This window comes from Mesorhizobium sp. BR115XR7A (assembly GCF_020165315.1).
Lineage (GTDB): Bacteria > Pseudomonadota > Alphaproteobacteria > Rhizobiales > Rhizobiaceae > Mesorhizobium > Mesorhizobium australicum.
In genome coordinates this window covers 150,726-164,195 of the sequence record NZ_JAIUHW010000015.1, presented here as the reverse complement: position 1 = coordinate 164,195, position 13,470 = coordinate 150,726, and the positions used below count along the sequence as shown (strand labels likewise).

General features: G+C 63.1%; 12 protein-coding genes. 6 read left to right on the top strand and 6 right to left on the bottom strand.

The annotated features are described in order from the left end of the window. Positions 1 to 157: 157 nt before the first annotated feature. The 3 genes from LB557_RS27265 to LB557_RS27255 all read right to left on the bottom strand — a co-directional run bounded on the left by LB557_RS27265 (position 158) and on the right by LB557_RS27255 (position 2,597). Positions 158 to 766, bottom strand: coding sequence for a glutathione S-transferase family protein (locus LB557_RS27265; protein WP_224644335.1), 609 nt, complete (start codon positions 764 to 766; stop codon positions 158 to 160). Between the two features lie 83 nt (positions 767 to 849). Continuing rightward, positions 850 to 1,704: an EAL domain-containing protein gene (locus LB557_RS27260; RefSeq protein WP_224644336.1), complete on the bottom strand. Its 855-nt coding sequence runs from the start codon at positions 1,702 to 1,704 to the stop codon at positions 850 to 852. After that, positions 1,701 to 2,597: an EAL domain-containing protein gene (locus tag LB557_RS27255; RefSeq protein WP_224644337.1), complete on the bottom strand. Its 897-nt coding sequence runs from the start codon at positions 2,595 to 2,597 to the stop codon at positions 1,701 to 1,703. The genes LB557_RS27260 and LB557_RS27255 overlap by 4 nt, the downstream gene beginning before the upstream one ends. Before the next feature lie 216 nt (positions 2,598 to 2,813). Here LB557_RS27255 and LB557_RS27250 point away from each other — a divergent pair, with 216 nt between their 5' ends. Further along, positions 2,814 to 4,016: a pyridoxal phosphate-dependent aminotransferase gene (locus tag LB557_RS27250; RefSeq protein WP_224529284.1), complete on the top strand. Its 1,203-nt coding sequence runs from the start codon at positions 2,814 to 2,816 to the stop codon at positions 4,014 to 4,016. Positions 4,017 to 4,087: 71 nt separating this feature from the next. Here LB557_RS27250 and LB557_RS27245 read toward each other — a convergent pair whose 3' ends face one another. Next, complete coding sequence (locus tag LB557_RS27245; protein WP_140617749.1) at positions 4,088 to 4,483, bottom strand: cupin domain-containing protein; 396 nt, start codon at positions 4,481 to 4,483, stop codon at positions 4,088 to 4,090. Between the two features lie 233 nt (positions 4,484 to 4,716). Here LB557_RS27245 and LB557_RS27240 point away from each other — a divergent pair, with 233 nt between their 5' ends. The 3 genes from LB557_RS27240 to LB557_RS27230 all read left to right on the top strand — a co-directional run bounded on the left by LB557_RS27240 (position 4,717) and on the right by LB557_RS27230 (position 9,719). After that, positions 4,717 to 6,246 carry a putative bifunctional diguanylate cyclase/phosphodiesterase gene (locus tag LB557_RS27240; protein WP_224713130.1) on the top strand — a complete coding sequence of 510 codons (1,530 nt, stop codon included), beginning with the start codon at positions 4,717 to 4,719 and terminating at the stop codon, positions 6,244 to 6,246. A gap of 190 nt (positions 6,247 to 6,436) precedes the next feature. Further along, positions 6,437 to 8,488 (top strand): elongation factor G, encoded by a 2,052-nt coding sequence (locus LB557_RS27235; RefSeq protein ID WP_224644038.1) that lies wholly within the window; start codon positions 6,437 to 6,439, stop codon positions 8,486 to 8,488. 742 nt (positions 8,489 to 9,230) lie between these two features. After that, positions 9,231 to 9,719, top strand: a complete 489-nt coding sequence (locus LB557_RS27230) for a methyltransferase family protein (protein ID WP_224644039.1) — start codon at positions 9,231 to 9,233, stop codon at positions 9,717 to 9,719. Between the two features lie 9 nt (positions 9,720 to 9,728). Here LB557_RS27230 and LB557_RS27225 read toward each other — a convergent pair whose 3' ends face one another. Next, a complete protein-coding gene (locus tag LB557_RS27225; protein WP_015316165.1) occupies positions 9,729 to 10,625 on the bottom strand; it encodes a LysR family transcriptional regulator in 897 nt (298 codons plus the stop codon). An 89-nt stretch (positions 10,626 to 10,714) separates the two neighbouring features. Then, on the bottom strand, positions 10,715 to 11,689 hold the full coding sequence (trxB, locus tag LB557_RS27220) for a thioredoxin-disulfide reductase (protein ID WP_127873462.1): 975 nt from the start codon (positions 11,687 to 11,689) through the stop codon (positions 10,715 to 10,717). Positions 11,690 to 11,952: 263 nt separating this feature from the next. Here trxB and LB557_RS27215 point away from each other — a divergent pair, with 263 nt between their 5' ends. Together LB557_RS27215 and LB557_RS27210 are read left to right on the top strand one after the other, a co-directional pair. Beyond that, positions 11,953 to 12,432 (top strand): Lrp/AsnC family transcriptional regulator, encoded by a 480-nt coding sequence (locus LB557_RS27215; RefSeq protein WP_023770207.1) that lies wholly within the window; start codon positions 11,953 to 11,955, stop codon positions 12,430 to 12,432. A gap of 241 nt (positions 12,433 to 12,673) precedes the next feature. Then, entirely contained in the window at positions 12,674 to 13,468 is a 795-nt protein-coding gene (locus LB557_RS27210; protein WP_015316162.1) for a glycosyltransferase family 2 protein, read from the top strand. The last annotated feature ends 2 nt before the right edge of the window (positions 13,469 to 13,470 follow it).

Genomic DNA, 13,470 nt, shown 5'->3' with positions numbered 1-13,470 from the left:
ACACCGAAATAACCAGCCCATTCAAACCATAAAAACAAAACCCGCCAAAATTGACGGGGTTTGTCAGCAGTCTGAGGCGGGATTTATCCCGCCTTTTTATTTGTCTGGCGTGCAGAGATCACGCTGTGTTGCCGCTTTCGCCAATCGCCTGCGTCGCCTACCCCACCCACTCGATCGGCACATGCCCCGGGTCCGCCTCCACGCGGGCGAGCCAGGCGACCACCGCCGGATAGGCGTCCAGTTGAAACCCGCCCTGCTCCGCCGTGTGGGTATAGGCATAGAGCGCGATGTCGGCGATGCTGAATGTGCGGCCGGCGAAGAAGGCGTTGTTTTCGAGATATGTGTTCATGACGCCGAGCGCCTTGTTGCCGCGCTCCAGCGTCGCCGCCAGCCGCTCCGGCGTGGCATCCGCTGCGCGTTCCGGAAAGGTCAGCAGCGCCTTGCGCACGGCGATATAGGGCTCGTGGCTGTATTGTTCGAAGAACAGCCACTGATAAGCGAGCCCGCGCTCATATTTGTCCGCGGGCAGCAAGCGTGTGCCTTCGGCGAGATAGAGCAGGATGGCGTTGGATTCTGCCAGCCGCCGGCCGTCGTCCAGTTCCAGCAGTGGCACCATGGCGTTCGGGTTCTTGGCGACGAAATCGGCCTTGCGCGTATCGCCGGTATGCGAACTCACCTCGACGGTGGTGAAGGCCAGGCCGAGCTTGGCCATCAGCAAACGCGGCTTGTAGCAATTGCCGCTATCGATCATGCTGTAAAGTATCATCATGGTTCCCCGGAGCGCTGCTTCTGCGAGCCGATTATCGCAGCGGCGCCATCCTCAACCAATGATTTGTTTTGGCGCGACCATCAGCGCCGCTTATGCAATGGCACGACCTTGTTGTCGAAGCCCAGCAGCGCATCGACGGCAAGCGGCTCTTCGTTGAAGATGGTGCCGGCCAGCGCCGGACGCCCAAGCAGAAAGCCCTGCAGCAAATCGACCCCGCCTTCGAGCGCGACACGCAAATGGGTGGGCTGCTCGATGCCCTCGACCAGCACCTTGGCACCGCGATCGTGGAGGCTGGACACCAGCGGGCGGAAGAAGCGTTCCGCGGCGGCGTGGCGGCAGAATTCCGCGAACCAGCCGCCATCGATCTTGACGATGTCGGGCTGAAGCAGGCTCACCCGCTCCACGGTCGAATGGCCGGTGCCGAAATCGTCAATGGCGATGCGGATGCCGTCGCGCCGCATTTCACGCACCAGCCTGGCCAGCAGCGCATCGTCCGCCGCCTGCTCGGTGATTTCACACACCAGCATGGCCGGTGCCAGGCCGAGTTCATCGAGGTGCCGGCTCATCAGCCGGATCTCGGCCAGCGCCCGTCCGGCATGGTCGTTGACCAGGGGATTGTAGTTGAAGAACAGGTCGAGCCCGTGGACCCCGATATTGTGGAAATTCCTCAGATGCAGCACCCGGCACATTGTTTCGATGTACAGCCGCTCCGGAGCCGCGACGCTGTCGAAGAACACCCGCGGCGACACCGGCCGGCCGGCGCGGTGCGGTTCGATCAGGCCCTCGACGGCCACGGGATGCAAGCTGCCGCCGCGCGGGGCGTAGATCGGCTGGTAGGCGCTGCGCAGGCGGAAGTCGCCATGGATGCCACATTCGATGCCGATCTCGTCGACGAAGATCGCATCGCCGACGGTGCGCCGCCGCTCGACGCTCATGGCGCCACCTTGCGCCCGAAGGCTTTTGCGGGCCGCCCGGTGCGCGGCGCGACGGCGGCGGGAGCGGGCGCATGGCCCAGGGGAGGAACCGGCTCGGGACTGCCCTGGCCGAAAGCGCGGAAACTCGTCGGCGCCAGTTCTGGGCGGGCCAGCACATAGCCCTGGACCATCGAGGCGCCCGATCGTTCGGCCAACTCCAGTTGCCAGCCTTCCTCGATACCTTCGAACACTGTGCGGATGCCCTGGTCCTCGAAGCTCCTGACCATGGATGTCAGCAGCGCGAAACCGGCGCCCGATTCCATCAGTTGCGTGATCCAGTGCGCATCGAACTTGACGATGTCGGGGCGCAATTCCTTGACGCGGGTAATGTCGGAATCGTCAGCGCCATAGTCGTCGACGGCAATCCGGAAGCCGTTGGCCCTGAGCGCGGCGACGAAGCCGTGCAGGGTCTCCTGCGATGCCGATCTCTGCTCCGTCACCTCGCAAACGACGCGGCCCGGATCGATGCCGGCTTCGTGCAGCACCAGCCGCATGTCACGCAAGGCACTGTCGGCGACAGCGCGCTCGGTGAACACCGACGGGTCGAAATTGATGAAGATCGACGCCTCTCGCGGCAGGCAGGCGCCGGCATTGAGCAGATGCAGCGTCCTGGTCAGCGCCTCGACATGCAGACGGTCGGCCGCCGGACAGGTCGAAAAAAAGCTCATCGGCGATTGCGGCTCGCCGTCGCGAAACGGACGGATCAGCCCTTCGAAGGCGGCAACCGAAAGCTTGCCCTCGTTGAAGGCAAAGATCGGCTGAAAAGCGCTTTGCAGCGTATAAATGCCCCAGACACCGCTCGAGGTGCCGTCATCATGACGGGTGATATGGGCAAGTCCGATGCTGCGCGACAAAGGTTCCTCGCTCCGCGACCTGGCGGAATTGAACCGCGATCCTGCCATGCAAGCCTCTACCGCCCGTTAATGAACTTTCTTTTGCCGATCACGCCTCATTGACCGCGCTGCCCCACCTGGCCCAGCCGACAAGGCTTGCGCTGACGGGAATGTTGCGACATGAGAAGCGCCGCGGCCGCTCTTGGCCGCGCCGATCCTTTGGAGAGACAAAAGGTCATGGCCTTTCTTGCCGACACCCTTTCCCGCGTTAAGCCTTCCGCCACCATCGCGGTGACGCAGAAAGCGCGCGAGCTGAAAAATGCCGGCCGGGACATCATTGGCCTTGGCGCCGGCGAGCCCGATTTCGACACGCCCGACAACATCAAGAATGCGGCGATCGAGGCCATTCGCCGTGGCGAGACCAAATACCCGCCGGTTTCGGGCATCGTGCCGCTGCGCGAGGCGATCGCGAAAAAATTCAAGCGCGAGAACAATCTCGACTACAAGCCCGAGCAGACCATCGTCGGCACCGGCGGCAAGCAGATCCTGTTCAACGCCTTCATGGCGACGCTGAACCCCGGCGACGAGGTCATCATCCCCCGCCCCTACTGGGTCAGCTATCCCGAAATGGTGGCGATCTGCGGCGGCACGTCGGTATTTGCCGACACCTCGATCGACAATGGCTTCAAGCTGACGCCGGCGGTGCTGGAAAAGGCAATCACGCCGAAGACCAAATGGCTGCTGATGAACTCGCCGTCGAACCCGTCGGGCGCGGCCTATAGCGAGGCCGAACTGCGGGCGCTCGCCGACGTGCTGCTGAAGCACCCGCAGGTCTGGACGCTGACCGACGACATGTACGAACACCTGACCTATGGCGACTTCGTCTTCAAGACCATCGCCGAGGTCGAGCCCAAGCTCTACGAGCGCACGCTGACCATGAACGGCGTCTCGAAAGCCTATGCCATGACCGGCTGGCGCATCGGCTACGCCGCCGGTCCCGTCCAGTTGATCAAGGCGATGGACATGATCCAGGGCCAGCAGACCTCCGGCGCCTGCACCATCGCGCAATGGGCTTCGGTCGAGGCGTTGAATGGCCCGCAGGATTTCATCGCCAAGAACAAGGCGATCTTTCAAGGCAGGCGGGACCTCGTCGTCTCGATGCTCAACCAGGCGCGCGGCATCACCTGCCCGTCGCCGGAAGGCGCCTTCTATGTCTATCCGTCCTGCGCCCAGTTGATCGGGAAGAAGACCAAGGCCGGCAAGATGATCGACAGCGACGAGGCCTTCTGCTCGGAACTGCTCGAGGCCGAGGGCGTCGCGGTGGTGTTCGGCTCGGCCTTCGGCCTTGGCCCCAACTTCCGCATCTCCTACGCCACCTCGGAGACGCTGCTGGAGGAAGCCTGCACGCGCATCCAGCGTTTTACCGCGTCGCTGACCTGATCTGGTAGATCCGAAACAAACCCGGCGTCACCGCTGTCAGGCGTTACCGCCGGGTTTTGTGGATACAGCAATCAGCCGCCATATTGCGCCGCGGTCACCTCTTCCAGCCAGTCGGCATGGACGCCGTCGAGCGCCTCCTGCATGGCGATGTGCGTCATTGCCGATTTCGGCGCCGCGCCATGCCAATGCTTCTCGCCGGGCGCGAAGGAGATGACGTCACCGGCCCTGATTTCCTGGATCGGCCCGTCCCATGTCTGGACCAGGCCGGCGCCTGCGGTGACATAAAGCGTCTGGCCAAGCGGATGCGTGTGCCAGTGGGTGCGCGCGCCGGGCTCGAAACTGACCAGCGTGGCCCTGAGCCGCGCTGGCGGCTCCTTCTCGATGATTGGCGTCTGCAGAACCCGGCCGGTGAAATATTTTTCCGGCGCTATAACGGTCGGCACGCTGCCGCAAGCAATGATCTTCATCGTCTGTTCCCTGGAACTGGTGGTTGCCGGTGAGATGCCGGCCCGCGAAGTGAGCCGCATTCTCGGTCTGGATCGGCTCTGATGCAACCGCCCTTGTCACCTCGCTTGGACGAAGGCCTGATTCTTAACCATGACACTTGCCGGCACGGGACCGCCAAGCGAAATGCCCGGGAATTCAATGTCTTCTTAACGGCTGCGCACTAGCCGTTGGCCTGCATTACGAGGGCTGGCGGATGAGCATACTGGCGACGATCAAGGACCATAGCGGCCGGATCTATCGCGGTATCCAGTCGCTGCTCGTGATCAGCACCGGCGCGGCGGTGCTTGGCGCTTTCGACGTCTCGCAAAACCTGTCAGCCGGCGGTGCCTTCGCCATCTCGATCCTGGCCACGAGCCTGGCCTTGCTGGCATTGATGTACATGCGCAGCAGCGTCGTCCATCGTCTCCAGTCGGCCGCCGCTGCGGAAGCCGAGAAACATCATTTCCTCACCAGGGATGCGATGACCGGCGCCATGACGAGACGCTATTTCCTCGAAGCGCTGCGCGAAAGCCTGGGCACCAGGCGCGACAGGCGCGAGGCAGCCTTGCTCTTGATCGACCTCGACCATTTCAAGCAGTTGAACGACACGTTCGGACACCAGTTCGGCGACCTCACCTTGGCGCATCTGGTCAAGACCGCGGAGCGCATCTTTGCCGGCGCCATGGTCGGACGCCTCGGCGGCGACGAATTCGGTGTCATCATTCCCCATGGCGACCTGGCGGCCATCAACAAGGATGTCAGACGATTGCTGGATGCCATGCGCGCCGGCAAATCGCATGAAGGCAAGACCATTCCGCTCTCCATCTCGATCGGCGTCGCCCTGGCGCCGGCCCATGCCTCGAACACGACGGAACTGATGCTGGTTGCCGATCTGGCGCTTTATGAAAGCAAGGCAGCGGGCCGTGGCCGCGTCACCGTCTTCGACGAGGAGATGCTGTCCGACAAGCGCTACCGGCGGCTGGTCGAACGGGAATTGCGCGCCGCGGTCTATCTGGGCGAACTCGAACTGCATTATCAGCCGATCGTCGGCCCGGACGGTTCCACCGAGGCGTTCGAGGGGCTGATCCGCTGGCGCCACCCGGTTCGCGGGCTGATCGCGCCGGCCGAGTTCATTGCGATCGCCGAGCGATCGACGTTGATCGACATGCTCGGCGAATGGGTGTTCAAGCGGGCTTGTGCCGACATCGGCCAGTTCGCCGGCCGCCGCATTTCCATCAACGTCTCCGGCGAGCAGCTCAAGCGTGACGAGATCGTGACCATGTGCGACCGCGTGCTGAAGGACACTGGCCGGTCGGCATCACAGTTCATCATCGAGATCACCGAGACGGTGGCGACCGCCGCCACGCCCGAGATCCTGCGGCGCCTCGAAGCATTGCGTGGCCTCGGCTTTCACATCGCCCTCGACGATTTCGGCACCGGCCATTGCGGCTTCAACTATCTGAAGACCTTGCCCGTCGATATCATCAAGATCGATAGCTCCTATATCCGCGCCCTCGCTCACGATCAGGTGGCACAGATATTCGTCTCGGCGCTGGCGCAGATCGCGCGCATCCAGGAGGTCACCATCGTGGCGGAAGGCGTGGAGACGGCAGAAGAATTCGCTCTCGCCAAGGCGGCCGGGTGCAATCGCTTCCAGGGTTATTTCTTCGGCAGGCCGGTGCCTCGCGGCAAGCTCGCGCTGCTTGACGGGCGCTCGGTCGAACCGCGCGCGCTCAGCGCCTGAGACGACCGGCCGTGCCTGCTTCCTATTTTTCTTGCCCTGCCGGCAAACAAGTGGGACGATAATCGCGGGCAGGCCGAAACAGGCCGCCCGCGACGGTCGAACAGGCCGGCCGCCGCTCAGGACCGATTGACCCTGGCCTGAACCATGAATGCCAGTCGGTCCCCAGGAAACGCCTGAGTGGAGGTCAGTCATGGGTACTCGCGCCGGAGGACGACGCACGGGACCGAAATGCATTGCCATAGTCGGTCCCTTCGCAAGCGGTAAGACGACACTTCTCGAAGCCATATTGGCCCGTACCGGCGCCATTCCCCGCCAGAACCCGGTTTCCTCGGGCAATACTGTTTCAGATCATTCGCCCGAGGCCCGCGCCCACGCCATGAGCGTCGAGGCGTCGATCGCCACCACCGAGTTCATGGGCGAGCAGTTCACCTTCATCGACTGCCCCGGATCGATCGAGTTCTCCTTCGAGGCCGAACCGGTGCTGGCCGCCTGCGACGTCGCGGTGGTCGTGGCCGAGGCCGACGAAAAGAAAATCCCCGCCTTGCAGCTCATCATGCGCAAGCTCGACGATCTCGGCGTGCCGCGCATCCTGTTCCTCAACAAGGTCGACAAGGCGATCGCGGGCGTGCGCGATACACTGAAGATGCTGCAGCCGACAAGCGCGGCGCCGCTGCTTCTGCGCCAGATCCCGCTGCGCAAGGACGGCGTCGTGATCGGCTCGATCGATCTGGCGCTGGAGCGCGCCTACATCTACCGCGAATATGCCGAAAGCGAGGTGGCCGAGATACCGGGCGACGACAAGGCGCGCGAACTGGAGGCGCGCTTCTCGATGCTGGAGACGCTGGCCGATCACGACGATGAGTTGATGGAGCAGCTGCTGGAAGAGATAGAGCCGCCGAAGGACGCGATCTTCGACGATCTCGCCGCCGATCTGCGCGAAGGCGCGGTCACGCCGGTGCTGATCGGCACCGCCGAGAAAGGCAATGGCGTGCTGCGCCTCTTGAAGACGATCCGCCACGATGCGCCCGACATCGAGGCGACCCGCAAGCGGCTCGGCGCCCCGGACGGCAATGCGACGGTGGTCCAGGTGATGAAGACCATCCACACGCCGCATGGCGGGAAGCTGTCGGTGTCGCGCATCCTGTCCGGCCAGGTCGCCGACGGCTCGGAACTGTGGCTGCCCGGCGGCGACACCGCCAAGGTTTCCGGAATCTACCGGATGCTGGGCAAGGAACAGGTCAAGCTGACCGCCGCCAGGACCGGCGACACCGTGGCGCTCGGCAAACTGGACGCGGTCAAGACCGGCCAGACGCTCACCTCGGCCAAGGGCGGTGCCAAGCAGCTCTTCGATGTCGAGCCGCCGCAGCCGGTCTTCGCCTTCGCACTGCGCCCCAGGGAGCGCAAGGACGAGGTCAAGATGTCGGCCGCCATCCAGCGCCTGGCAGAGGAGGATCCCTCGCTCAGCCTGCGCCACAATCAGGATTCGGCCGAGACCGTGCTGTCAGGGCATGGCGAGATGCATCTGCGCGTCGTGCGCGAGCGGTTGGAGGGCAAGAACCAGATACCGGTGGAAGGCCATGCGCCGGCGGTGCCCTATCGCGAGACGATCCGAAAGCCGGTGCAGCAGCGCGGCCGCCACAAGAAACAGTCGGGCGGCCATGGCCAGTTCGGCGATGTCGTCATCGAGATCAAGCCGCTGCCGCGCGGCTCCGGCTTCCAGTTCACCGACACCATCACCGGCGGCGTCGTGCCCAAGACCTACATCCAGTCGGTCGAGACAGGCATACGTGACTACCTGAAATCCGGCCCGCTCGGCTTCCCCGTGGTCGATGTCGCGGTCAACCTGTCGGACGGCTCGTACCATGCGGTCGATTCCTCCGACATGGCCTTCCAGATGGCGGCCAAGCTCGCCATGAAGGAAGGCATGGCCGCCTGCTCGCCGGTGCTTCTGGAACCGGTGATGAAGGTAGAGATCGTCACGCCGTCGGACGCGACATCGAAGATCATCGCGCTGATCCCGCAGCGGCGCGGCCAGATCCTCGGCTATGACGCGCGGCCCGACTGGCCGGGATGGGACGTCGTCGAGGCGACCATGCCGCAAGCCGAGATCGGCGATCTGATTATCGAGCTGCGCTCGGCCACCTCGGGCGTTGCCAGCTACCGCGCCGTTTTCGATCACATGGCCGAGCTGACTGGTCGTCTCGCCGACGAAGCGATGAACGCCAACGGCAAGGCTGCCTGATTTCGCCCGGTGCCAGATTCCGAATCATGTGGAGCCCCCTCGAACGATCGAGGGGGCGAAAACCAAAAACGACGCCCGGGGGGGCCGGACGTCGTTTTGTTTGCGGACCGTTTTCTCGGGAGGAAAAACGGCAGGTCCGCCGCATGTCGAGGTCGCCGCGCTTCGGCGCAAAAGGTTCGGACGCGGTAGCCGCCTGAGCCCGGGCCGTACGAGTGATGCCCCCATCTCCCGTCCGAACCACACCGCGTCCTATCATCCACTTAGCAGATGGAGGGTGTCCTTGTCATGTTACCAGAGGTTACATGACACTGTTACGCGGCAATTCCGGTGAATTTTTCAGCCATCCCAGTGGCATGCAGGCAACAAAAAAGCCGGATCAACGAAGATCCGGCTGAATTTGATTGGAAGTGCCTGTTAAGGCTAACCTCCAGAGGGGAACACTCGAGGACGCTAATGGGAGGAGAACGCGTCCAGGAGATGATCTCTATATGTGCTCTTCATGCCCAAGAAACAAGCATCTATTTTGCAACACACACATGCAAAAAGGCACAGGCTGTGGTCCAACTCATTCCAGAAGCCAATAGGACCAGCAGAATCATGAAAATGAGGCGCGATTTCGGGTCATTGTCGTCTCGAAAACGCAGATCCCGACCGATTTTGCTCCCGAATGCCGAAAAACACTGATGATGTGGAATGAGGCAGCGGCGGTTCAATTCCAAGGCAGTCAAGCGAGGATCGACCATTGCGCAGGTTTTCGGCGATCGCCGGCAGCGGCATTTTCCTGATTGCGGCTCCCGGCGTTGTCGCCGGGCTGGTTCCCTGGCTGCTTAGCGATCGCTGGGGCCTGCCATGGTCGCCCCTGCCCTTGTTTGCGCTCACCGGCGGCATGCTCGTCATTGCCGCGGCCGCGGTGCTGCTGCATGCCTTCGTCCGCTTCGCGCTGGAGGGGCTGGGCACGCCCGCCCCCGTCGCACCGACCGAAAGGCTGGTGATCGGCGGCGTCTACCGCCATGTCCGCAATCCCATGTATGTCGCCGTGCTGTCGATCATTCTGGGCCAGGCGCTGCTGTTCTCGAGCTGGTCGATCGCTGCCTACGCGGCAATCGCGGCGGCTGCCATGGTCACCTTCGCCAAGCTCTACGAGGAGCCGACGCTCGCTGACCGCTATGGCGCCGAATACGAGGCCTACCGCCGCAACGTACCGGGTTGGCTGCCGCGGATTACGCCTTGAGAGGATAGGCTAGAACGACCAGCTTCTGGCCTTGGCGATGATGAAGTCGCGAAACACGTGCAGCTTGGCCTGGTTTTTCATCGCGTCGGGGTAGGCGAAATAGGTGTCGAAGGACGGCACCTCGGTCTCCGGCAGCAGCTGCACCAGGCCGGAATCCTTGCTGATCACATAGTCCGGCAGCATGGCGATGCCGGCGCCGCCCTGCACGGCGCGCTTGATCGACAGGATGTCGTTGATCTGCAGCGACGGCACGCGCTGGCCGCTCTCGAAATCGCCGACCGTCTCCAGCCAGTTCAACTCCGACAGATGCGACGGCACGGGCAGGCCGAAGGTGACGATGCGATGGGTTCTCAGCTCCGCGACCGAGCCCGGCTTGCCGTGCTTGGCGACATAGGATGGGGCTGCGTAAAGGTGGAAATGCACGGTGAACAGGCGGCGCTGGATCAGGTCCGGCTGTTGCGGCTGGCGCAGCCGGATGGCGCAATCCGCCTGGCGCATGGTGAGGTCGAGTTCCTCGTTGGCGAGGATCAGCTGTAGGCTGATTTCGGGATAGAGTTCGATGAACTCCTGCACCCGCTCGGTCAGCCAGCCGGCGCCGAGGCCAACGGTCGTCGTTACCCTGAGCACGCCGGACGGCCGGTCCTTGGTCTCGGTCAGCCGCGACTTGATGGTCTCGAGCTTCATCAGCACGTCATGCGCCGTGCGGAACAGCATCTCGCCCTGTTCAGTCAGCACCAGGCCGCGCGCATGGCGGTTGAACAGCGGCACGCCGACATCATGTTCCAGCGCGCTGACCTGCCTCGAGATCGCCGATTGCGACAGATGCAGCGTCTCGGCCGCATGCGTGAACGATCCCGCTTCCGCCGCGGCGTGAAACACGCGTAGCTTGTCCCAGTCCAACGCCATGATTTCCCCTCGTTCCGGTTGGCGTCTGAATGAAAAATCAGGCTTTTACACGGCGTTTCTAAGCCGTTTTATACAGTCTGCGGCGGCCCCTATTCCGCTGCTTCGCGATGCACCTCGATGCCGGCCAGATACTTTTCCGCTTCGAGCGCGGCCATGCAGCCCAGCCCCGCCGCCGTCACGGCCTGCCGATAGATATCGTCGGTCACGTCGCCGGCGGCGAACACGCCGGGCACGTCGGTGCGCGTCGAATCCGGCGCTGTCCACAGATAGCCGTTCGGCTTCTGCTTCAGCTTGCCCGCGAACAGCTCGACCGCGGGCGCATGGCCGATGGCCACGAAGACGCCGTCGATCTTGAGGTGGCTCTCGGCGCCGGTCACGGCATGCCTGAGCTTCAGCCCTTCGACCGAAGGCGGCAGCGGTGCCTTGCCGGGGCGGCCGGTGATCTCGTCGACGATCGTGTCCCAGATGACGCGGACATTGTCCTTTTTCAACAACCGTTCGCGCAGGATGCGTTCGGCACGGAAATCCGAGCGCCTGTGGATGACGGTGACGCTCTTGGCGAGGTTGGATAGATAGAGCGCCTCCTCCACCGCCGAATTGCCGCCGCCGACCACCGCGACATCCTTGCCGCGATAGAAGAAGCCGTCGCAGGTGGCGCAGGCGGAAACGCCGAAGCCCATGAAGTCCTGCTCGGTCGGAATGCCCAGCCACTTGGCTTGCGCGCCGGTGGCGATGATCAGCGCATCGGCCGTGTAGGTCGTGCCGGAATCGCCCTTGGCGCGGAACGGCCGGACGTTGAGGTCAACCTCGGTGATGATGTCGTTGATGATGTCGGTGCCTACATGCTCGGCCTGCTTGAGCATCTGCTCCATCAGCCACGGTCCCTGGATCGGATCGGCGAAGCCGGGGTAGTTCTCGACATCCGTGGTGATCATCAATTGGCCGCCCTGCTGCAGACCGGCGACCAGCATCGGCTTCAGCATGGCGCGCGCGGCATAGACCGCCGCCGTATAGCCGGCCGGACCGGAACCGATGATGAGGACGGGCGCGTGCTTGGTGGTCATTTGGAGCCTCTGCGGGGGCGGACAGCGAGTGTGCCTTGGAAAAAGACGTGGAATATCGCTCTTAATGTAAGGGCTGCAAACCACGCCAGCAAGACGAACGGACCGTCGTCCCCGGAAAGCTTCGGCCCCTATGGATATTCGCGCGATGGCCGCTTTCGTTACCTGTCCACAATCGCGTCGACGAGGGCTGGCTTCGACGCAAAAGTCGTTTAATTACAAAATAGCGAAAGATTCTTGCGCCACACTGATCATCGAGAACCCTGATGCCCCTCAAGGCCGATCTTGACGCCATCGACTGGAAGATCCTGCGCGAGCTTCAGTCGGACGGGCGCATGACCAATGTCGAGCTCTCGAACCGCGTCGGCATTTCGGCACCGCCCTGCCTGCGCCGGGTCAAGCGGCTGGAAGAAGCCGGCATCATTCGCGGCTACCGCGCGCTGCTCAACGCCCCGGCGCTGGGCCTCGATGTCGTTGCCTTCTGCCTGGTCGGGCTGCATCACCAGGCCGATGCCGAACTGCGCATCTTCGCCGAGCGTACGCGCGGCTGGCCGATCGTGCGCGATGCCTGGATGGTATCGGGCGAATCCGACTTTCTGCTGCATTGCGTGGCGAGCGACCTCGGCGCCTTCCAGACCTTCGTCATCGAGGAACTGACCTCGACGCCGAACGTCGACACGGTGCGCACCGCGCTCACCATCCGCCGCGTCAAGGATGAGGGCCTGGTGTCGTTCGAGCGCTCCTGAGCCAGGCGAACGCCTGCGCGATGGGCAAATTCCCGACATTCGCCATACCGGTGCCGCGTTGGTATTCGAAAGACGCTGATGTACAAGGCTGGACGGCTCTGCCGGATTCGCCGCTCAACTGACGCTTCATTGGTTTCCCGAGCATTCCAGCATGTGTAACGGTTTTCCGCCCGGAATTGCTTGAGAACAGATGGCGCCAGCAGCGTATATTCCGGGAAGAATCCGCCATGGGAAGGGGACCATGACCCGTTTTGCAAGCCCGGTCTCGGCGCTGATCATCTGCGTGAACGAGGCCGATATGATCGGCCCGTGCCTGGAAAGCATCGATTTCTGTGCCGAGATCATCATCGTCGATTCCGGCTCGACGGACGGCACCGTCGAATGCGTTGAAAGCTATATCGCCAGGGGCTATCCGATAACGCTGCTGCACAATGACTGGCCGGGCTTCCCCCGCCAGCGGCAATTCGCGCTCGACCACGCCAACCAGCCTTGGTGCCTTTCGATCGACCCGGACGAGCGCGTCGACGACCGATTGCGGCAGTCGATCGTGGCCATCACCCAGGCGGCCGGCGGCAAGGCCAGCGGATGGTACATGCGCCGCCGCGACTGGCTGAAGGGCTACGGTTATGCCCATCGCTGGGTGCTGCACAACAGGCTGCTCAGGCTTTTCCGCAGGGAAGGCGCCAGCATGGATCTAACGGCGCGGGTGCATGAATCCGTTCACGTGCCGGGCGAGACCGACACGATCGAAGAGGGTCTCTTGCTGCATCGCCGTGAAATATCGGTCGAGGAGGATCTTGCCCGGGCCAACACCTATTCCAGCCTCAAGGCGGTGACGCTGGTCGAGAGAGGCAAGAAGCCCGGCCTGGTGCGGCTGGTGCTGTCGCCGTTCGGCAACTTCCTCAAATTCTACCTGGCCAAGCGCTACTTCCTGTGCGGCCGGCATGGCTTCGTCTACTCGATGTCGGTGATGATCTATTCCTTCGCCACCGAAGCCAAGCTCTACGAAGCCTCGCAGCAAAACGACCAGGCTTAGGC